Below are 19,284 nucleotides of genomic sequence, written 5' to 3' on the forward strand. Positions count from 1 at the left end.
CAGCTCTTCGGGTCATAAGCCATTCTGGCTGTGCGGCTGGAAAGACGCCGCTTCGCCAGATCGTCTTATGCCTTTCAGAGCTTAACGGGCGCGGTCGCTTTTCTAAATAAAACAGACCTCCCGCAAAAGCCGCGGGAGGTCTGGAATGACGCCATAATTAAAGACATGCGCATCCAGCCTGTCCTCGCAAGCTTATGGGTGTTTCATAAAGGCAGGTCTCCTGGCTCATGATCATCGCGCTCTGCGCCTTCCCGGAACTTTGTTCCAGTGGCTGTTGCAGATTGCTCTCACTTACAGTGGCGGGACCGCGCCGGAATCGAACCGGCTTCCCTTTTAACTCATGTTCTTAGACATAAGCACCTTTATGATTGGTATGAAATTTTTATTCTCCTTCATTATACAGAAAAATTCTGTAATGTCTCTTACATTTTTTCTGGTGCCTGTACTCCCACCGTTTTCAATGCATTGGCAAGTGTCGTTTTGACGGCCGTAATCAACGCCAAGCGCGCACGGGTCATGTCTTCGTTCGAAGGATCCAGCACTTTATTGGCATTGTAGAAACTGTGGAATTGGGATGCCAGGTCCTGAATATATGTTGTAACACGGTGAGGTGCCCGCTGTTTCGCGGCATCCGCGATGACTTGCGGGAAATCGCCGATTTTTTTCAGGACGTCGATTTCTTTTTCATGGGACAATAAATCCAGATGCTCAGTCGAAGCAGTAAAGCCCTGCTCTTCCGCCTGGCGCAAAATCGAACAGATGCGGGCGTGTGCATATTGCGAATAATAAACCGGGTTTTCATTGGATTGGGAAACTGCGAGATCCAAATCGAAATCCATATGCGAATCACCCGAGCGCATCGCGAAGAAGTAACGCACAGCGTCAAGGCCGACCAGGTCGACCAATTCGCGCATGGTCACAGCTTTGCCGGTACGCTTGCTCATTTTCATTTTTTCGCCGTCTTTGTATAATTGCACCATTTGAATGATGCTGACTTCGAGCGTATCGCGGTCGTAGCCAAGCGCTTCGATTGCCGCTTTCATGCGGGAAATATAGCCATGGTGATCGGCTCCCCAAATGTTGATCAGCTTTTCGAATCCGCGTGACAATTTGTCGTCATGGTAAGCAATGTCAGGCAATAAATAAGTAAACGTTCCATCATTCTTAATCAGGACACGGTCTTTGTCATCACCGAATGTTGTCGAACGGAACCAGGTCGCACCACCCTCTTCAAAGAGGTGGCCGTTAGCGCGCAGCTTATCCAATGCGATTTGGATTTCTCCTTTTTCATACAACGACGTTTCAGAAAACCAGACGTCAAACTCGACGCGGAAATCAGCCAGGTCTTTCTGCAATTTCGCGAGTTCCACCTTCAGCCCGTGCTTACGGAATTCCGCGTAGCGTTCTTCGTGGCTCATGTTCAAGAATTTATCACCGTATTCTGCAACAAGGTTTTTGGCGATGTCGATAATGTCCTGGCCGCGGTAACCGTCATCCGGCATGCTTTCTGTATACCCCAGCTCCTCGAAATAGCGCCCTTCAATGGACAGTGCCAGGTTATTGATCTGGTTGCCGGCATCATTGATGTAGTATTCACGGGACACAGCGTAGCCCGCCATATCCAGTACATTGCACAACGAATCGCCGACTGATGAGCCGCGCGCGTGGCCGAGGTGAAGGTCGCCTGTCGGATTTGCCGAGACAAACTCGACCTGGATTTTTTCGCCTGCGCCGGAATTTGTGCGGCCGTAGTTTTCCTGCTGTTCCAGCACCGTTTTCACAACGTCCAGCAGATAATCTTTCTTGATCGTAATATTAATGAAGCCCGGACCTGCGATTTCGACTTTCTCGATATTCGCCGATTCCTTGTCCATATTTGCAACGATTGCTTCGGCAATCACTTTTGGTGCTTTTCTTGCCACTTTCGTCAATTGCATGGCGATATTCGTCGCATAATCCCCGTTTGCTTTATCCTTTGGCGATTCCAGATGGACATCCACCGGATCCGCCGTCAATTCCGCTTTTTCCACTGCTTCCGCAATCGCCGATTTAATGGCCTGCTGAACTTTTTCAACTGCATTCATTTTGTAGCCTCCATAAATTGAATTTCCATTTCATATTCACCGGCATAATCGGCACCCAGCGCCAGATCATAACGAACTTTAAAATGACTGTCGCCAACCGATAATTCATGGGCGGTCGTCGTCAGCATGAACGATCCCTGCTCGTTTGTCAGGTTTCCCGTCTGCTCTTTATGCAATAAAAACGGAAGCCTCATCTGAAGGCCGCCGCTTCTCATGATCACTGCTTCTTCTTCATTGAATTTCACAATGGTGCGGATTTCAAGCTCGTCCTGCTGTTCACGGTATTGCAGATATTGCCGGTTATTCTTTTCCGTCAATGTCCCATCCGCCTGCAATTTCATCACTTGATCATCCATATCCGGCTGGCGGATGGTTGTCTTCAGTTTTATCTGCACTGATTTGGCCAATACTGCCGCCTCCCCGTTTGTTGATAACCTTTATATTATAGCGCGAGACAAGTGTGTTTATCAATTAATTGTTTATCAGCGGTTTTTGATAGTTTATCAGCGATTTTTTGAGGTTTATCAGCGATTTTGGAGGGTTTATCAGCGATTTTCTCTTCTTTATCAGCGATTTATCAAATTATCGTCGATCTTTTTCGGTTTATCGTCGGTTTTCACCCTTTTATCGTCGATTCCCAATAGAATCCGTAAAAAAGCCGACCAAAATGTTGGCCGGCTTCTTGATGGTATCCCTTTTCTTTATTTAACCCAGCCCAAAATCATCTCGCGCATAAGTTTGCTCGCTGTATTCGCTGTCTGGTCGGAATGGTCATAGACTGGCGCTAACTCCACCAGATCAAATCCGACTACATTAACGCCGGACGCTGCAATGGCATGGATCGAGGCCAACAGCTCGCGGGATGTGATGCCGCCAGCGTCGACTGTGCCGGTGCCCGGTGCATGCGCCGGATCCAATACGTCCATATCGATCGTGACATAGATGTTGCGCCCTTCGAGTGTCGGCAATACCTCTTTCAGCGGCTCAAGAACTTCGAATTTCGAGATGTGCATTCCCTGCTCTTTCGCCCACTCGAATTCTTCTTTCATTCCGGAACGGATGCCGAATGAATACACATTCGCCGGTCCGATATGATCGGCGATTTTGCGGATCGGCGTCGAATGCGAGTACTCTTCGCCTTCGTAATTTTCACGAAGATCCGTGTGCGCGTCAAAATGGAGTATCGCCAGGTCGTCGTATTTACTGGCTACCGCTTTCATGACCGGCAATGACACCAAATGCTCGCCGCCCATGCCCATCGGAATTTTGTCGTCTTTCAATAAGGTATGAACGTAAGTCTCAATTTCAAGCAGCGATTTTTCGGGATTGCCGAATGGCAGCGGAATATCACCTGCATCAAAGAACCTTACGTCTTCCAGTTCACGGTCAAGATACGGGCTGTATTCTTCCAGCCCGATCGACACTTCACGGATTTTGTTCGGACCGAAGCGGGAACCAGGACGGTAGCTGACTGTCCAGTCCATCGGCATGCCGTATAAAACTGCTTTTGACTCGTCGTAATTCGGATGGCTTCCAATAAACACTTTGCCTGAATAGGTTTCGTCAAATCTCATAATTTATTCGCCTGCCATATCTTTTACGAATTTAGGGAGCGCAAACGCCGCGGTGTGCAGCTCTTTCGTGTAGTATTTTGTGTCAATATCATGGAACCGCTCAGCGGGTACAGCGAGCGGATCGTATTTCTTCGATCCGATCGTGAATGCCCACAGTCCGCTCGGATAAGTCGGGATGTTCGCCAGGTACAATTTCGTAATCGGGAAAATTTCCCGGACATCACTCTGAACCTGCTTGATCAAATCACCTTTGAACCACGGGTTGTCAGACTGAGCGACGAAAATGCCGTCTTCTTTCAACGCTTTCGAAATTCCGGCATAGAAACCTTTTGAGAATAAATTCACTGCCGGGCCCACCGGTTCAGTTGAATCGACCATGATGACGTCGTATTCATTTTCTGATTCCGCAATATGCATGAAACCGTCTCCGACAATCACTTCAACGCGCGAATCTTCAAGACCAGACGCAATCGATGGCAGGAATTTTTTCGAGTACTCGATCACTTTGCCGTCGATATCGACCAGTGTCGCTTTCTTAACAGAAGGGTGTTTCAGGATTTCACGGATAACGCCACCGTCACCGCCGCCGACCACCAAAACATTTTCCGGATTCGGGTGCGTGAACAACGGTACATGGGCCACCATCTCGTGGTAAACGAATTCATCTTTTTCCGAAGTCATGACCATGCCGTCAAGGAACAGCATATTGCCCCATTCCGCTGTTTCAGCCATCTCTAAATACTGAAAATCCGTCTGCTCCGTATGAAGGGTTTTATTGATTTTCATCGTAATCCCGAAATTCTCGGTCTGCTTTTCTGTGTACCAGAATCCTGCCATTTATAATCAAACTCCTTTATCTTATATAGTAATCACTTAAAAAAGTATAAGTGATTTCACCGAAAGTGCAATATAATTTTTCACACAGTCCCCTTTACCCCCCTGGCATAAAGTTACTCGAAAAATAAAAAGGTTTTCTGCACAGAGAATATTATCCCTGCACAGAAAACCTTTTTATCCTGTTAAGCGAAGAAAGTGACATGAGTCATTGGGCTTGGGTTTACTCACAATCGCTCACGGCACTTGCTTGCCGACAGGTGTCCTAGCTTTCTATTTTAAAAAGCTGTATCCCTAGTGTACTGCGTTTGACCGGTAACTTCAACTGCCTGTTATACCCATTTTAAAATTTCATGTTTTGGTCAAAAACGGCAAAAAAATATGGAGTGAAGCAAATAAATACCTTTCTTTTTCCAAGCCGATGTGACAGGGGATTCCAAAGTGAAATTATACTAGCCAAACGATATTGCGTAAAACTAAGAAAAAGAGCCTCAGCCATTATCAGCTGAAGCTCTTCTTACTATATAAAAATTATACATCCAATTCTGTATGGAGCTGTTCTGCGCTGTTCTTCCACATTTCCGGGTTATGGCTGCTGAGGTATTCTGCAAGCACCCGTTTTGATGGTGCATCCATATTGTCGACCAGAATTCGGCGTTTCATCGATTTGTCCATCCGATTTACGTGGTCAGCCAGAAGTTTGTAGCCACGGCGTTTTTCTCTGTTGACGACCATCTCACAGGCTGTAACTCCCGCGTAATAAGGGCCTTCCGGATTAAAGTCAATCGTGATCCAGATCAGCCAATAATCCTTGCCGCCTGCTGAATCTTCTCGGTTCGTCGTAAATTTGATGCCTTTCTCCACCTGGCTGCGCGCATGCATCGCCCCAATATCGATGAAAGCTTCCTGCTCTGCGACGTCGATAAACAGCGGTGACACGTTCTCAAGTGACAGCGAACCGATGCCGTAGCCTTTATGGCCATCGGTCGGGTCGTCTTTTATAATGGTGAATCCTACTTTTTGTTTTGGTTTTTCATTGTTGGACATGTGTACTTTCCCTCCATTCTGCTATGATAAAGTTGAACCCAAAGAAAAGGAGCTGTGTCCATTATGCCATACGTTACAGTAAAAATGCTCGAAGGACGAACGGAAGATCAGAAACGCGCGCTTGTCGAGAAAGTCACAGAAGCTGTCTCTGAAACAACCGGTGCACCGGTTGAGAATGTCGTCGTTTTCATCGAAGACATGAAGAAGAGCGATTATGGGACTAAAGGGAAGTTGTTTTCGGATCAGTAAAGAAATGCGACAGTGCCCGTTAAGCTCTGAAAGGCATAAGACGGAATAGCGGAGCGGCGCTTTTTGCCGCATAGCTATTCTGGCTTATGACCCGAAGAGCTGGGCCGCTGGAGTCTGGACAAAGAATAACGCAAGCCGGCTTCCTCCACGGAAGCCTTTTTATTTCGAGAAAATCACTGCCTCAATTCCCCGATAAAGGTAAACGCCTCTGCAATTTCGGCCGGCGTAAAATTCAGTTTGCCTTTGACGCTGTGCAGTTTGGCAATCTGCTCACTCCGTTCCAGATCATCGAAAAACAGCAACGTTGCCGTCAGCTCCAAAAATCGCGCGCTTTTGCCATTTAATTTAACGGCATGTTCAGCATCGGTCAGCACCGGTTTGCCAAGCGCATTGCGAAAATCCAATCCTTCATCCGTAACCGTATAGCGGTATTGGACGTAAGAACTTTTGTCTTCTTTCTGCTCGAGGATAAAACCCATGTCGCACAACTCTTCAACGCGGGCAGTCAATTCCTCCGAATACGGACCGTAAATATGGAATTCGTATTTCTCCTGATACGGCATGCCGATCTTCTTCAGTATGTATATCATCTTCTGCAGTTTTTTGCGTCCGGTTACACCTTCCGCCGTGGAGATGAAGTCCACTATTTTTGCGTGTTCCTGGAGCAATCAAACCCCTCCTTCTCTTAATAACTCAAGTATTTGCTGTTTGATTTCCTTCTTCTTGCCATCTATCAATAATTCCGCGGGGAAATATAACTTATAGTCTGTCCGGCGTTTGCCTGAAATGCCATCGACGATCTGGGACAGGCGCGACAATTCTTTAATGTCGCCAGTCGGCATCAGGAGATGGATCGGCAAACGCTCTTCTTCCTCGCCCGGACGGTAAAAATCGTACGGCAGATCGGAAGTTGAATCGTCTATCAGGTAGTATTCCGGATCGATGCCGGCCCTATCGAATAACTGTGTCAGTTCACCGAGTTTTTTATAATCTTTGGCCGGATCGAAATCGACATACTGGAACAGTCGTCGGTTGACGAAACGGTCACAAAGATCCGAAAGTATCGGATCGCGTTCTGTCATCCATAATTGGAAGTAAGTCATCAATACCCCTTCATCCAGTGCCAGATATTCCTTCAATGTGAATGAATTATCAAAGAAACCCATGAAATGGGTCGGCGGCTGTTCGAATTTATAACCGTGCCCGCTTAAATATTTGGCGCGCTGAAGAATTTTTCTTAATATAACTTCGGCACTCCTCGCAACGGGATGGAAATAAACCTGCCAATACATCTGGTAGCGGCTCATAATGTAATCTTCCACCGCATGCATGCCGCTCGACTTGATGACGACCTGGTCCTCGAAAGGCCGCATCACCCGAAGGATCCGCTCCATATCAAAATGTCCGTAGGAAACGCCTGTGTAATAGGCATCTCGCTGCAAATAATCCATGCGATCCGCATCGATCTGGCTTGATATCAAGGAAACCACTTGTTTATTGGCATAAGTTTTGCCAATGACTTCCGCCACTTTTTTGGGGAAATCCGGCGATACTTTTTGGAGAATGCTGTTCACTTCCGTTTCACCCTGAAGAATTTTACGGGTGAAATCCTCATGGTCGACATGGAAGACTTTTTCAAATGAATGCGAGAATGGACCGTGGCCCAAATCGTGTAACAGGGCGGCACACAGGACGACAAGGCGTTCGCTTTCATCCCAATCCGGACGCTCGTGAAAAATATCATCGAGTATGCGCCGCACAATTTCATAGACGCCCAGCGAATGGCTGAAGCGGCTGTGCTCGGCTCCGTGAAACACGAGATAGGACGTGCCCAGCTGTTTTATTCTCCGCAGCCGCTGAAATTCGCGCGCATTGATCAAATCCCAAATAACTTGGTCGCGTACGTGGATATACCGGTGAACCGGATCTTTAAACACTTTCTCTTCAGCTAATTTCTGATTTGCGTAATCCACACGCGCACCTCCAGGTTTTCTGTTGTCTACCATTTTACACCAGCGCGTTCAGGGTGTTCAAGGCGTGTCGAGCATTTTCGCATTGCGCTCCACTACACGTTTCAGGTAATAACCGTAGCGCTCGGTTTCTTCCGGCTGCAATGATTTCAATTGCGGCTTTTCAAGAAGATTATAGAGATCGACCACCACTTCCGCCACGGTGATGGTGCGGCCGAGCAATTCGCTGAGCGAAGCCATCGTTTCGGGCTGAATGGAAGGATAGGCGAATTTCGTTTCTTCTCCTTTTAAGCCCCTTTCATAAAAATCGCGGATCAATGCCGCGCGTTCTGAACCGCTGCCTTCGACGCACAGATACACTTGTACCGCAATTCCTTTTCGGATGCGGCGCTGCGAAATGCCGGCGAATTTGCGGCCGCCGATGCTGAGATCATAGGATCCCGGGCAATAAGAGCCGACGATTTCATAAGCATCGACTTCAGCTTCCGGGAACAGCATCCGGACAAGCTCGAGCATCATGTCATAGCCTTCAGGGATATCGATGGCGCTTTCCTCTTCGGACAACACAATCGAAATATTCAAAACGCCCGCGTCAAGTACGACAGCGAGGCCGCCCGAATTACGGACAATCGGTGTGAAACCTCGTTCTTTCAATAACTTGAGGCCTTCATTGATATGGGGCAAGCGGTGGTCCTGGATGCCGAGTACTATTGTGTCGTCGTGCACCCATGTGCGGATGGTCGGTGCGCTTGCACCGGAGCCGACCAATTCGCATAATAAATCATCCGCCGCGAAAGATTCCAGCGCGGATCTATTTTTTGCGCTCAGGGATTGATCCCAGAAACGCCATTCAGTTTCTTCAGTAAATAGGGGCATTATTGTTTCTCCTCTTCGAAGCTGTCGCTTGTCTTCATTTTACATTACGAAAGGGTCCGTGAAAAGGAACGATGGTCATGTCAAATTGGTGACAGGCATTTCTTTTGAAGGAACTTGGCAGATGGGTATGATAAACTGTTTTTGAGAGATTTTTCATTAAAAGGAGTGTTCGACAGATGAATGAAGCAGCAATCACATTAGACGGCTGGTACGTCCTCCACGATTTCCGTTCGATGGACTGGGTATCATGGAAAATGCTTGAAGACGAAGAACGCCAATTCGCGATCGACGAATATCAGGCATTTATGGACAAAGTAAACCAGGCCGATGACAATAAAACCGGCGCACATGCATTGTATTCAATTGTTGGCCAAAAGGCAGACTTGATGCTGATGCTATTGCGCGAAACAATGGACGAATTGAACGAACTTGAAACGGAATACAATAAACTGACGCTGGTCGCTTATACGGTTCCGACTTATTCTTACGTTTCTGTTGTTGAACTTTCCAACTATCTGGCCGGAAAGTCTGACGAAGATCCCTACCAGAACCCGCATGTCCGTGCGCGACTGTATCCGGAACTTCAGCGTTCGCAATACATCTGCTTCTACCCGATGGACAAGCGCCGCGACGGCGACGACAACTGGTACATGCTGCCGATGGATACGCGGAAAGAATTGATGCTGTCCCACGGCAAAATCGGCCGCAGCTACGCGGGCAAAGTAAAACAGATCATTTCCGGATCTGTCGGCTTTGACGATTATGAATGGGGCGTTACCCTGTTCGCAGATGACGTTCTCCAGTTCAAGAAACTGATTTACGAAATGCGTTTTGACGAAGTCAGCGCGCGCTACGCGGAATTCGGTTCATTCTACGTGGGTACACGCCTTGACGCAGCGAAATTCGTTAAGTTTTTGGAAGTTTAATAGTAAATGGAATAAAAGCTGCCTTTAGGGCGGCTTTTTTTGATGGGGAATTTTTGATTTGAGCTAGTTGCCCAGGAAATATTATACATATTTTTTCGTATTTAGGTGAGTATTCTGCAACCGCAACTTAATCGGTTTTAACCGCAACTAAATGCTAGGTAACCGCAACTAATCACTCGATAACCGCAACTAAATTGGCAAATTCCGCAACTAAACCAGCACTAATCCGAGTTCAACTGCTATTTACACTACTCTTTAAAAATATTGTAATTTCCTACCAAAAATCACGATCCTTCTCAAAGTTCAAACCCATTATTACCTACAGTTTGCCCCGGCAAACTGCTGGGAAGTGCGCGGCGAGCCGCTCACTTCCATCCATCTTTATTCACTTCTTCTTTTGATAGTGGTTTAGGCCGATTTTTTCGCGACCGCACCTCAATCTATATATTAAAATTTAATTGGTTTTTATTTACATTTTTGCATCTGAAACAATCCACCTTTTCGGCAATGCCTCACATTCCAAATATCCAATACAAATATCCACAATTTCCACCTCACTTCCAATTGTCATTTTTCTGCCATATTCAACTCATCGTTTTCAGACATCTTATGGGTATACTTAAAGAAAAATGAGGTGTTTGTATGTTCGTGATGCGTCAGACAAACTATGCAAAATGGGCTTTAGCAATGCTTTTACTGGTGTTGACCAGCAACTTTCTGCTTTACCGTTCTCCATTATCCTCTATGATCATTCCGGAAGAAACATTCTGGCTGGTTGTCGGATCGCTGGTAGACTTTGCAATAGTGGTTCCATTGCTCCTGCTGGCTTCTTTTCGGTTAACCTTCAAACAACTAATCGGATTCATGGCTGGCGGTTTTGTGATGGCGCGTTTCGTCATCCCTACCCTCTATTTCGAACCTTTCGCTGTGCTTTTTTACATTGGCATCGGCTTGGAAGTGCTGATTTTATTCGCAGAAATTGCCTTGCTTGTCCTATTGGCAGTGCACGTTCCGGCAATTCGCCATTCTATGAAAAATCAAGCGGGCAGTCCCCTTTTCACCTTAATACCGACAGTGTATGAAAAGATTAAACCCAATCCGCTGATAGCTGTCATTCTATCGGAAGCGATGGCTTTCTATTATGCTTTTTTCACCTGGAAGAAAACTCCTGAAGAAAGTGCCACCACAATTTCGCTCCATAAAAATACGAGTGCCATCGCATTTTATATTATGCTCATTCACGCCATCATCATCGAAACCATCGGCATTCACTGGTGGCTTCATGAAAAATCAGCAATCCTGGCCATCGTACTGCTGATCCTGAATATTTACAGTGTCATTTATTTCCTTGGTGAAATCCAAGCGATCCGTCTAAATCCACTGAGAATAAAAGATGGTGTCCTGAACGTATCGTTGGGGTTGAGCAAGAGGATCAGCGTGCCACTTAGGGACATCCAGTCAGTGCGCTGGGGGGCTGAAGCTGATGAAGGGGCACTCGAATTTGTCGCAAAGGATATCGAGACGCCCGAACCGCAAGTCATCATCGACTTTAAGACACCTCAACCGGCCATCCTGTTTTATGGCAGAACCAAATACGTATCGCAACTTGCATTAAAAGTTGATGATCCAGAGAAATTGCGGAATTTGCTCCAGGTGAATAAGGTTCCGCCACAGTAATTTTCCATTTATTTGGATATACTTTCCGAAACGCACCAAATACTTTCTATTTCACTCAGAATACTTTCCAAAAATGCCGAAGTACTTTCCAAAACAGGCCAAATACTTTCCATTTCAAAAATTCCCCATCAAAAAAGCTGCCCGCATCTCAGTCGCGGACAGCTTTTTCTAATTTTATAACGCTTTTGATGCAGCGATGATCAGCATAACCCAGCCGGCGATGAATGCGACTCCGCCGATTGGCGTGATGGCTCCCAAAACACTGATGCCAGTCAAACTCAGAACATAAAGGCTGCCCGAAAAGATAACAATTCCGGCAAGCATCAGATAACCTGCCCAGCTGAGCGATCCCAATGGTCCGATGAAAGTCGTGCTCATCAGAACCGCTACGACCATCAAGCCGATGGAATGGAACATCTGGTATTGGACGGCGGTTTGCCAGGTATCCAAATATTTATCAGCGACGCGGCCTTCCAGCATATGCGCGCCGAATGCACCGAAAGCTACACTCAATAAAGCGTTGACAGCTCCGGCAATCAAGAAAAATTGCATTTTCTATTCCTCATTCCCATTAAAATTCAAAAAGTGAGTCGCCGTTTGCCCCGTCTTCTTTCAGTTTCTTTTCGGTCAGGACAGGCTGTGGCGCGGGGGATGCTGCCAGCGGAATCGCGCGCGGTGCCGGTGCAGCCGGCTGTTCTTCTCCATCAAGCAAAAGATCGCACAGCGCACGGATTGCCGCTATGGATTGCCGCATTTTCGCTTCATCTCCCGTGCGTGCCTGGCGGGCATGTTTTTCTATTTCAGTGATCACCCGTTCGTGTCCGACGGCCATATGAAATCCCCCTCTCTTTTTTATATCATTCCTTATTTTAACACGGCTCTGCAGCCGACGTCAGTCCAGACAGAAATCAATCGGCTGTTCGCCGCGCTTTTGTAACAGGCTGTTCACTTTTGAAAATGGTTTGCTGCCGAAAAACCCTTTTTTGGCACTGAATGGACTCGGGTGCGGTGCTTCAATAACATCATGGCGATCCAAATCGATCAGCTCTTTTTTCGTTTGAGCCGGCTTGCCCCATAACACGAATATCACAGGTTCCTTCCGTTCCGACAATTTACGGATGACTTCGTCCGTAAAGATTTCCCAGCCTTTCCCCCGGTGGGAATTGGCATCTCCTTGCCGAACAGTCAAAACGGTGTTGAGCATCATGACACCCTGGTCGGACCACTTCGTCAAAGTGCCATCAGCAGGTATCTCACAACCTAAATCATCGTTCAATTCTTTGAATATATTCCGAAGGCTTGGGGGAATCTTGACGCCCGGCTTAACAGAGAAGCTCAATCCATGCGCCTGCCCGGGACCGTGATAAGGATCCTGTCCCAAAATGACAACTTTGACATCTTTAAAAGCTGTATGTTCGAAAGCAGACCAGATTTCATCTTTTGGCGGATAAACTGTTGCTGTTTCATATTGTTCCTTTAAAAATTCTCTAAGCTCCAAGTAATACGGTTTATCGAATTCTTCGCCAACAACGTCCTGCCAGTCGTTGGTTAAAATTTGCTTTGCCATATCTCTCACTCCTTAGTCTTCAAACTTTACCGTTACATCATAGTCTACCAATTGGAACATTTCTTCTACTGATGTGGCGGCGTTTTTTTCAGCCAATTCAAGCACTCCCTGGCCACGCGTTTCTTCCAGCATCATTTGCTTCGCTTCTTCTGCCAGTTCGAAGGCTTCGGGGAAATCTCTCCCGCCGCTTAATAGCCCTTCATTCGAATAAATTTCTATTTGATCCATAAATAATTCCGGTCCGCCAAGGAAATCGGCGTTCGGCAGTGTAAGAGTCGCGGTTCTCGCTTCTTCGTCCACTTCAATATCATCTTCTGTAATTTGCGAGAAATCGATTCCAGCGCGGACGGAGCCAGGAATCACGACCAGCAATTCCCGCTTCGTACCCGGGATATCCAATCCGATGTTCCTGCCGAATATTTGATTGTTTTCCTGTTTGATGATTACTTTCGAATAGGCTTCTGCCGTTGATAACTCGTTCAGATCCTGCATCCGCTCCAGAAAGACACTTTTACTTTCGGTCTCAGTACTTCCCCCCTGGATCATCCACCAGGTGCCGAGCGGCAATGCCACGAGCAACAGCAGCAAGACAGCAATCAGGACAAGGAATGAATTTCGGAAAACGCCCATCATCACCTTTATGGACTTCCAAAAACCCGATTCCTCTGTGCCTTTTTGGCCCTTCATTTCTTCCAGCAATCGTTCTATTTCTGTCAGTTTCGGATCCTTTGCCAATTGACATCCCTCTTTCTATTTTTTTCCGGAGATTCCCGTGTTACGATATTTCTATTAAAGGAGCGATGTCCATGGCTGACTGGCTTGAAAAAATTAAAAGCGTATCTTCCACAAAAGGCGACTCTGCTCCCGAGAGTGCAAAGCGTGCTGGTGTCGGCTGCCTCGCTGTTGTCATCGCAATTGCTACCATTTTAACATTTCTTATAGCATTTGGTCTTTTTAGAAGCGGCAACCCCGTAATGGGAAGTTTCGCTGCGGTCTTTGCGGTGATCGGCACGCTTACATCATTCCTTCTATTATGGCCGCAAAAGCCCAATAGATTGTAAATGCAGGGCGTTTTGTTAAAATAAACATAGCAAACATTCTATCTATTGGAGGAATCATATACATGTCACTCAAAAAAACTTTAACAATTGCAGGATCGGATACATCCGGAGGTGCCGGCATCCAGGCTGATCTTAAAACTTTCCAGGAACACGGCACTTACGGCATGAATGCGTTGACAGTCATCGTCACGATGGATCCGAACAATAATTGGAGCCACGGAATTCACCCGATTCCTGTTGATACAGTAAAAACTCAAATGACAACCGCGTTTTCCACAGGGATTGATGCACTCAAAACGGGTATGCTGCCGACAGCTGAAATCATTCAGGCTGCGGGCGAAGCGATTGCTGCTTCCGGCATTAAAGATGTTGTCATCGATCCGGTTATGGCCTGCAAAGGCGAAGCGGAAGTAATGTTCCCAGAAAACGTCGATGCTATGATCAAGTATTTATTGCCGAACGCCAAAGTCGTTACCCCTAACCTTGTCGAAGCTGGGGAGTTATCACGTCTTGGCCGTATCAGCACTGTGGAAGAAATGCAGGCTGCTGCCGAGAAAATTCATGCCAGCGGCGCGCAATTTGTTGTCGTCAAAGGCGGCAAGCAGCTGAAGCACGAAAAAGCTGCCGACTTGCTTTACGACGGCGAAAAGCATTATTTGCTGACAGCAACGAAAACGGATACTGATTATAACCACGGCGCCGGCTGTACATTTGCTGCCGCAATCACTGCCAACATTGCAAATGGCCAGTCTGTGAAAGATGCAGTATTGAACGCCAAGATTTTTGTTTCCGCTGCAATCGAGCACGGCTGGAAACTGAACCAATACGTCGGCCCGGTAATGCACGGCGCTGCCAATAAATTCCCGAAAACAGAAATCGAAGTATTGGAATTATAGTTTCCGACGATTTAAATAAGGTAGAGGGCGCATAATCCGCGCTCTCTTTTTTATGTCTTTAATCACACGCTAACTTGCTAAACAAAGTAGTTGACTCTCGTTTTCCTGCATGCTATATTGTATTACAACTTAGTAATATTTCGCGCAACTAACTTGCTATGCAACATAGAAGAAAGGAGTGAAGCAATGTCATCAAGCCAAATGCTGAAAGGGATTCTCGATGGATGTTTATTGGCTATCATCCAAAAAGGTGAAACATATGGCTATGAAATGATTGAAAAGCTGGAGCTCTATGGTTTCCGGATGGTCAGCGAAGGCAGCATCTATCCGGTTCTGCTGCGGCTCCAAAAAGAAGGCTTTGTAAAATCGGTCATGAAGGAATCACCTAGCGGACCGAAACGGAAATATTACACACTCACCCCCGCAGGTGAACAGGAGTACCTGGAATTTAAAGAACGCTGGGACAGTTTATCCCAATCCGTCAATCGACTCGTGAAGGAGGAAAAATAATGGTTTTATCAAAAGACAGTCAGGAATTCATCGCCAATTTGAGATTGTATTTGATGACTTCAGGAAAAAAAGACAGTGAGATCAAAGAAATTGCGGAGGAATTGCGGGGACATCTTGAAGATGCGGAAAGCCGCGGAAAAAAATTGGACACTGTAACGGGTGGATCGCCTGAAGCCTATATAAAAAATATCAGCAATGAAATGACGACCGATTTCTACGGGATTATCAAACAGATGCCGATGTTCATTCTTTTGTTAATCGCCTATTTCATAACAGGTTCGGCCGTCAGAGGTGACCTGAGTTTCTCATTATTGAAACTGATTGCTTTTCCATTGATCGGAGGAGCAGGCATTTGCGCATATATTTATGCGGCCCGGCAGATGGCAACGAAGAGCTGGTCAAAGAAGAAGGAACTCACCATCTTCATCAGCATCCAACTGATTACAGTTGGCCTGATGTCTGCAGTACTGTTCCTTGATATCTTCTATTTCGAGCCGTTCTACATTCCATCCAGAGAAGTGATGTGGATCATTGCCGCTATAGGGGTTCTCATTTTTATCATCGGTGCCATTTGGTCAAAAACATGGATTACAGTCATTATTCCACTGTTTTTGATTAGTCCTGATTTTATCATGACTTTCCTGGAAGTCGATGAAATGACAGGATTGTATATAAATCTGGGTAGTATGATTACCCTTTTCTTACTTCTCATGTTGCATTTACTAATTCAGAATAAAAAGCAAAACCCTCACAAAGTGTGAGGGTTTTTTAGGCTGTCGAGAAACCGACAACTTCGCCAATCATTTCGCTCTAGGCGGACGCTTTCCTCGGGGAGCTGCCTGAGCCTCCTCGCTCGCTTCGCTCACTGCGGGGTCTCAGGACTAGCTTCGCTCCGTCGCAAGCTCCGTCACTGCTCCCGATGGAGTCGCCGCCTGCCGCTTCATTCAGTTCTGTATAGAAAGAACATAACTAACTTCTACTTCATAAAATTAAATCCTTATTCCGTTCTAGAAAGTGATCTGAGATATGGAGCAAAACAGCGAAGACTCCCAGGGGGCCAAGCGAAGTGCTGAGATCCACTCGGACAAAGTCCGAGTTAGCTCAGCACGAGCCAAGTGTTGGCCGAAGGTAGTTCGGCCGACTCTTTGCGACGAAGCTAGCGCAGCGATGCAGGAGCACGGGTTTTGGCAAGCGAAGCTGTTTTGCGTAATAATCGATTACCTATTTTTATTTCTTTCTCAACAAGCTGCAAAACCTTCGCAATATATAATGGTTTTTTTCCATCTTTTATTTTCAAAACCCCTCCCACCGTTTTTCATTATTTCAAAACCAAAGAGCTAACTAATCGCATTCTCAGTATTTTTTCCATATACTTAAAAAATACGGATTGTAAGAGGAGGATTATATCGTGGAATTAGTCGAAGTGAAGAAATTGCAGGTCCAATTGGATGCGTTCGCCGGGAAAGATGTTTATCTTCACCTGGAAACCACGAACGGATCCTATGCCAGCCATTTCAACGAAGCGTTTTTCAATGCCGGAGCTTTTATCCGTAACGTCGTCATTAACTATGAACTTGGCAAAGTTGTCGGAGACAGCCCGCACCGCGTCGGTTTGAAATTGCCGCATGGCTGGGTCTACGCGCAAGGCATCACCCATTACGAAATGGACAACGAAGGCCGCCTGCTGCTTGCGGGGCACGACGGCACAGGAAAATTGGCAGTAGCGCTGCAAATCAGCGAAACACCATTCAGTTATTGAGGGGGAAAAGAAATGACGATTCCAAAAGAACAACATGTATTGGTCGTATTCCCTCACCCGGACGATGAAGCGTTCGGAGTTTCGGGAACCATTACTACACATATCAAACAAGGTACGCCCGTTACATACGCTTGCCTGACACTTGGCGAAATGGGCAGGAATTTAGGCAACCCGCCATTTGCGACACGGGAATCACTGCCGGAAATAAGAAAAAAAGAATTGAAAGCGTCAGCTGAAGCCATGGGGCTCACAGACCTCCGGATGCTGGGACTGCGCGATAAGACAATCGAATTTGAAGATGATGAAAAAATGGTCGGCATGATGACTGATCTTATAGAAGAACTGAATCCATCTTTGATCATCACCTTCTATCCGGAGTTCGCCGTCCATCCAGACCATGAGGCGACTGCGCGTGCTGTTGTCCGGGCTGTCCGCCGGATGAAGGATCGCCCAAAACTCCATTGTGTAGCTTTTGCCAATAACACACTGGATGTTCTTGGAAAGCCGGATATTGTTTATGACATTACACCTGTCAGAGACCAAAAAATGGCTTCCATGAAAGCACATATTTCGCAAACTGCCTGGATGCTCGAGGAAATGGAGCATAAACTGGCTCAAGGCGACACCGAAACTGAAAACTGGCTCACACAGGAACGATTTTATAACTACCGCTGGGACGATGATTTCGAAAAAACTTTCTAGAATTTCGCCCCCCTCTTTTCTTAATTGAAATTGGGGGTGTTTTTTCTTTTCATTTCAGATAAAATAAAACAATATTACTGAAAGCGTTCTCTTGGGGAAGAATGCTGTATAATCGGTAATCAGAATGTGTTGAAATACACTAAGAAAAGGGGAAAGTTTATGAAAAAGTTTTCTACTTCAACATGGCTCTTATTTCTCATTCCATCGTTACTCGGAATACTGCTATTCCTAATACCGATACCAATCACCAACGCTGAAACTGGTGAAACCGAGTGGCTGGTAACCATTGCCGTATTGGCGAACTGGATGGCCGCTCAGATTGAATCAGTAGTGCCTTGGATCTTACTCGTCATTCTGTCGATAGCTGCACTTGGATCATTGGTGTACATAACTAAAAAACCGAATACAGACGAAGATGTTCCTTTCTTCGATAAACTCTTTAACGTCAATTTATTCTGGACGATTACTCGCGTTGTCGCTGCAGTTTTCGCCTTTATGGTTTTGTTCCAAGTAGGACCTGAACCCGTATGGAATGAATTCACAGGCGGACTGCTCCTTGCCGGAGATGGATTATTGTCATTCCTGTTTACAATCTTCCTATTCGCTGGACTACTGCTGCCATTATTGATGAACTTCGGGCTGCTCGAATTTTTCAGCTCCATGATGATGAAAATCATGCGTCCGTTGTTCCGTCTTCCTGGCCGTTCATCCATTGATGCACTTGCTTCATGGGTTGGTGATGGAACAATCGGTGTTCTCCTAACAAGCAAGCAATATGAAGCAAATAAATATACCCAACGTGAGGCAGCAATTATCGGAACAACTTTCTCGGTTGTATCGATCACGTTTGCGATTGTCGTTATCGGTGAAATCGGTCTCGCAAGTTACTTCCTTCCGTATTACGGAACTGTCATCCTTACAGGTGTTATTCTTGCGTTGATCATGCCGCGTATCTATCCATTGACGCGTAAACCAACGACATTCATCGATGGTTCTGAGCAGGATTCTCAGACGGAAGACGTTCCGAAAGGATACAATGTGGCGACGCACGGCATGGAAAGAGCGCTCGAAAAAGCCGATCGTAACCGTTCTGCGAGTAAGTTCTTCAAAGACGGCTTTAAAAACGTTTTGGACATGTGGATTGGCGTTGCACCGGTTGTTATGGCATTCGGAACAATCGCCTTAATCCTTGCTGAATATACATCAACCTTTGCTGTTCTTGGTACTCCATTTGTACCGTACTTGAACTTGCTCGGCATTCCTGAAGCAGCAGATGCAGCACAATTGATGGTGGTTGGTTTTGCCGACATGTTCCTTCCAGCCATCCTCGGATCAGGTATCGAATCTGAATTGACACGCTTCGTTGTTGCGACGCTCTCTGTCACTCAGCTGATTTACTTGTCAGAAGTCGGTGGCGTATTGCTCGGCTCTAAAATCCCTGTCAATATTCTCGACCTGATCGTCATTTTCCTTCTCCGTACAGTGATTGCTTTGCCGATCATTGCCGGAGTTGCCCATTTACTATTCTAATAAAAGAGAAAATGCCATCCGC

General features: G+C 46.3%; 23 protein-coding genes and 1 riboswitch. Of the genes, 10 read left to right on the forward strand and 13 right to left on the reverse strand.

The window, feature by feature from the left end:
• Positions 1-193 precede the first annotated feature (193 nt).
• Positions 194-379: riboswitch (cobalamin riboswitch) on the reverse strand.
• A 43-nt stretch (positions 380-422) separates the two neighbouring features.
• From argS to ACFQ1X_RS16060, 5 genes are all read right to left on the reverse strand, one after another.
• Positions 423-2,084 carry an arginine--tRNA ligase gene (gene argS / locus ACFQ1X_RS16040; protein WP_144841315.1) on the reverse strand — a complete coding sequence of 554 codons (1,662 nt, stop codon included), beginning with the start codon at positions 2,082-2,084 and terminating at the stop codon, positions 423-425.
• Complete coding sequence (locus tag ACFQ1X_RS16045) at positions 2,081-2,491, reverse strand: DUF1934 domain-containing protein (protein ID WP_144841314.1); 411 nt, start codon at positions 2,489-2,491, stop codon at positions 2,081-2,083. The genes argS and ACFQ1X_RS16045 overlap by 4 nt, the downstream gene beginning before the upstream one ends.
• Positions 2,492-2,785: 294 nt before the next feature.
• Positions 2,786-3,658, reverse strand: a complete 873-nt coding sequence (gene speB / locus ACFQ1X_RS16050) for an agmatinase (protein ID WP_144841313.1) — start codon at positions 3,656-3,658, stop codon at positions 2,786-2,788.
• 3 nt (positions 3,659-3,661) lie between these two features.
• On the reverse strand, positions 3,662-4,495 hold the full coding sequence (gene speE / locus ACFQ1X_RS16055; RefSeq protein ID WP_144841312.1) for a spermidine synthase: 834 nt from the start codon (positions 4,493-4,495) through the stop codon (positions 3,662-3,664).
• Between the two features lie 528 nt (positions 4,496-5,023).
• On the reverse strand, positions 5,024-5,539 hold the full coding sequence (locus ACFQ1X_RS16060; RefSeq protein ID WP_144841311.1) for a YwhD family protein: 516 nt from the start codon (positions 5,537-5,539) through the stop codon (positions 5,024-5,026).
• A 63-nt stretch (positions 5,540-5,602) separates the two neighbouring features.
• On the opposite strand from ACFQ1X_RS16060, the gene ACFQ1X_RS16065 reads away from it, so the two are divergent.
• Positions 5,603-5,788 carry a 2-hydroxymuconate tautomerase gene (locus ACFQ1X_RS16065; RefSeq protein WP_106532804.1) on the forward strand — a complete coding sequence of 62 codons (186 nt, stop codon included), beginning with the start codon at positions 5,603-5,605 and terminating at the stop codon, positions 5,786-5,788.
• A 173-nt stretch (positions 5,789-5,961) separates the two neighbouring features.
• Here the strand turns inward: ACFQ1X_RS16065 and ACFQ1X_RS16070 are convergent, their stop codons facing one another.
• Genes ACFQ1X_RS16070 through ACFQ1X_RS16080 form a run of 3 tightly spaced genes read right to left on the reverse strand, consistent with a single transcriptional unit; the run spans position 5,962 to position 8,634 of the window.
• A complete protein-coding gene (locus ACFQ1X_RS16070; RefSeq protein ID WP_144841310.1) occupies positions 5,962-6,456 on the reverse strand; it encodes a YwgA family protein in 495 nt (164 codons plus the stop codon).
• Entirely contained in the window at positions 6,457-7,761 is a 1,305-nt protein-coding gene (locus tag ACFQ1X_RS16075; protein WP_144841309.1) for an HD domain-containing protein, read from the reverse strand. It lies immediately after the preceding gene.
• Between the two features lie 57 nt (positions 7,762-7,818).
• The gene (locus ACFQ1X_RS16080; protein ID WP_144841308.1) at positions 7,819-8,634 is read right to left on the reverse strand and encodes a lipoate--protein ligase family protein; all 816 of its coding nucleotides are present in this window, start codon (positions 8,632-8,634) and stop codon (positions 7,819-7,821) included.
• 176 nt (positions 8,635-8,810) lie between these two features.
• Here ACFQ1X_RS16080 and hemQ point away from each other — a divergent pair, with 176 nt between their 5' ends.
• Positions 8,811-9,560 carry a hydrogen peroxide-dependent heme synthase gene (gene hemQ, locus ACFQ1X_RS16085; protein WP_144841307.1) on the forward strand — a complete coding sequence of 250 codons (750 nt, stop codon included), beginning with the start codon at positions 8,811-8,813 and terminating at the stop codon, positions 9,558-9,560.
• Positions 9,561-10,202: 642 nt separating this feature from the next.
• Positions 10,203-11,237, forward strand: a complete 1,035-nt coding sequence (locus ACFQ1X_RS16090; protein ID WP_144841306.1) for a beta-carotene 15,15'-monooxygenase — start codon at positions 10,203-10,205, stop codon at positions 11,235-11,237.
• Between the two features lie 174 nt (positions 11,238-11,411).
• Here ACFQ1X_RS16090 and ACFQ1X_RS16095 read toward each other — a convergent pair whose 3' ends face one another.
• The 4 genes from ACFQ1X_RS16095 to ACFQ1X_RS16110 are packed head-to-tail and all read right to left on the reverse strand — an operon-like array spanning position 11,412 to position 13,539.
• Entirely contained in the window at positions 11,412-11,789 is a 378-nt protein-coding gene (locus ACFQ1X_RS16095) for a DUF423 domain-containing protein (protein ID WP_144841305.1), read from the reverse strand.
• Positions 11,790-11,808: 19 nt separating this feature from the next.
• Positions 11,809-12,069, reverse strand: a complete 261-nt coding sequence (locus ACFQ1X_RS16100) for a YwdI family protein (protein ID WP_144841304.1) — start codon at positions 12,067-12,069, stop codon at positions 11,809-11,811.
• Between the two features lie 60 nt (positions 12,070-12,129).
• Positions 12,130-12,804, reverse strand: a complete 675-nt coding sequence (locus ACFQ1X_RS16105) for a uracil-DNA glycosylase (RefSeq protein ID WP_144841303.1) — start codon at positions 12,802-12,804, stop codon at positions 12,130-12,132.
• 12 nt (positions 12,805-12,816) lie between these two features.
• A complete protein-coding gene (locus ACFQ1X_RS16110; protein WP_144841302.1) occupies positions 12,817-13,539 on the reverse strand; it encodes a DUF4230 domain-containing protein in 723 nt (240 codons plus the stop codon).
• A 71-nt stretch (positions 13,540-13,610) separates the two neighbouring features.
• On the opposite strand from ACFQ1X_RS16110, the gene ACFQ1X_RS16115 reads away from it, so the two are divergent.
• The 4 genes from ACFQ1X_RS16115 to ACFQ1X_RS16130 all read left to right on the forward strand — a co-directional run bounded on the left by ACFQ1X_RS16115 (position 13,611) and on the right by ACFQ1X_RS16130 (position 16,032).
• Positions 13,611-13,865 (forward strand): hypothetical protein, encoded by a 255-nt coding sequence (locus ACFQ1X_RS16115; protein ID WP_144841301.1) that lies wholly within the window; start codon positions 13,611-13,613, stop codon positions 13,863-13,865.
• 62 nt (positions 13,866-13,927) lie between these two features.
• The gene (gene thiD, locus ACFQ1X_RS16120; RefSeq protein ID WP_144841300.1) at positions 13,928-14,761 is read left to right on the forward strand and encodes a bifunctional hydroxymethylpyrimidine kinase/phosphomethylpyrimidine kinase; all 834 of its coding nucleotides are present in this window, start codon (positions 13,928-13,930) and stop codon (positions 14,759-14,761) included.
• A 186-nt stretch (positions 14,762-14,947) separates the two neighbouring features.
• On the forward strand, positions 14,948-15,271 hold the full coding sequence (locus ACFQ1X_RS16125; protein WP_144841299.1) for a PadR family transcriptional regulator: 324 nt from the start codon (positions 14,948-14,950) through the stop codon (positions 15,269-15,271).
• Complete coding sequence (locus tag ACFQ1X_RS16130; protein ID WP_144841298.1) at positions 15,271-16,032, forward strand: HAAS domain-containing protein; 762 nt, start codon at positions 15,271-15,273, stop codon at positions 16,030-16,032. The genes ACFQ1X_RS16125 and ACFQ1X_RS16130 overlap by 1 nt, the downstream gene beginning before the upstream one ends.
• Before the next feature lie 395 nt (positions 16,033-16,427).
• Here ACFQ1X_RS16130 and ACFQ1X_RS16135 read toward each other — a convergent pair whose 3' ends face one another.
• Positions 16,428-16,568 carry a hypothetical protein gene (locus ACFQ1X_RS16135; protein WP_379083390.1) on the reverse strand — a complete coding sequence of 47 codons (141 nt, stop codon included), beginning with the start codon at positions 16,566-16,568 and terminating at the stop codon, positions 16,428-16,430.
• Between the two features lie 111 nt (positions 16,569-16,679).
• Between ACFQ1X_RS16135 and ACFQ1X_RS16140 the strand changes: the two genes are divergently transcribed.
• The 3 genes from ACFQ1X_RS16140 (at position 16,680) to ACFQ1X_RS16150 (ending at position 19,262) form a co-directional block, all read left to right on the forward strand.
• Entirely contained in the window at positions 16,680-17,030 is a 351-nt protein-coding gene (locus ACFQ1X_RS16140; RefSeq protein WP_144841297.1) for a YojF family protein, read from the forward strand.
• A 12-nt stretch (positions 17,031-17,042) separates the two neighbouring features.
• Entirely contained in the window at positions 17,043-17,732 is a 690-nt protein-coding gene (gene bshB2 / locus ACFQ1X_RS16145; protein ID WP_144841296.1) for a bacillithiol biosynthesis deacetylase BshB2, read from the forward strand.
• Between the two features lie 159 nt (positions 17,733-17,891).
• Entirely contained in the window at positions 17,892-19,262 is a 1,371-nt protein-coding gene (locus tag ACFQ1X_RS16150; RefSeq protein WP_144841295.1) for a YjiH family protein, read from the forward strand.
• The last annotated feature ends 22 nt before the right edge of the window (positions 19,263-19,284 follow it).

The sequence above is a fragment of the Metaplanococcus flavidus genome (assembly GCF_042675885.1).
Lineage (GTDB): Bacteria > Bacillota > Bacilli > Bacillales_A > Planococcaceae > Planococcus > Planococcus flavidus.

Excerpts from the sequence above, each read along its gene's own strand:
- ACFQ1X_RS16080 (WP_144841308.1), bottom strand. The coding sequence starts at position 8,634 with ATGCCCCTATTTACTGAAGAAACTGAATGGCGTTTCTGGGATCAATCC.
- ACFQ1X_RS16115 (WP_144841301.1), top strand. The coding sequence starts at position 13,611 with ATGGCTGACTGGCTTGAAAAAATTAAAAGCGTATCTTCCACAAAAGGC.
- ACFQ1X_RS16125 (WP_144841299.1), top strand. The coding sequence starts at position 14,948 with ATGTCATCAAGCCAAATGCTGAAAGGGATTCTCGATGGATGTTTATTG.
- speE (WP_144841312.1), bottom strand. The coding sequence starts at position 4,495 with ATGGCAGGATTCTGGTACACAGAAAAGCAGACCGAGAATTTCGGGATT.
- ACFQ1X_RS16065 (WP_106532804.1), top strand. The coding sequence starts at position 5,603 with ATGCCATACGTTACAGTAAAAATGCTCGAAGGACGAACGGAAGATCAG.
- speB (WP_144841313.1), bottom strand. The coding sequence starts at position 3,658 with ATGAGATTTGACGAAACCTATTCAGGCAAAGTGTTTATTGGAAGCCAT.
- ACFQ1X_RS16130 (WP_144841298.1), top strand. The coding sequence starts at position 15,271 with ATGGTTTTATCAAAAGACAGTCAGGAATTCATCGCCAATTTGAGATTG.
- argS (WP_144841315.1), bottom strand. The coding sequence starts at position 2,084 with ATGAATGCAGTTGAAAAAGTTCAGCAGGCCATTAAATCGGCGATTGCG.
- ACFQ1X_RS16060 (WP_144841311.1), bottom strand. The coding sequence starts at position 5,539 with ATGTCCAACAATGAAAAACCAAAACAAAAAGTAGGATTCACCATTATA.
- ACFQ1X_RS16090 (WP_144841306.1), top strand. The coding sequence starts at position 10,203 with ATGTTCGTGATGCGTCAGACAAACTATGCAAAATGGGCTTTAGCAATG.
- bshB2 (WP_144841296.1), top strand. The coding sequence starts at position 17,043 with ATGACGATTCCAAAAGAACAACATGTATTGGTCGTATTCCCTCACCCG.
- ACFQ1X_RS16150 (WP_144841295.1), top strand. The coding sequence starts at position 17,892 with ATGAAAAAGTTTTCTACTTCAACATGGCTCTTATTTCTCATTCCATCG.
- ACFQ1X_RS16105 (WP_144841303.1), bottom strand. The coding sequence starts at position 12,804 with ATGGCAAAGCAAATTTTAACCAACGACTGGCAGGACGTTGTTGGCGAA.
- ACFQ1X_RS16095 (WP_144841305.1), bottom strand. The coding sequence starts at position 11,789 with ATGCAATTTTTCTTGATTGCCGGAGCTGTCAACGCTTTATTGAGTGTA.
- ACFQ1X_RS16100 (WP_144841304.1), bottom strand. The coding sequence starts at position 12,069 with ATGGCCGTCGGACACGAACGGGTGATCACTGAAATAGAAAAACATGCC.
- hemQ (WP_144841307.1), top strand. The coding sequence starts at position 8,811 with ATGAATGAAGCAGCAATCACATTAGACGGCTGGTACGTCCTCCACGAT.
- thiD (WP_144841300.1), top strand. The coding sequence starts at position 13,928 with ATGTCACTCAAAAAAACTTTAACAATTGCAGGATCGGATACATCCGGA.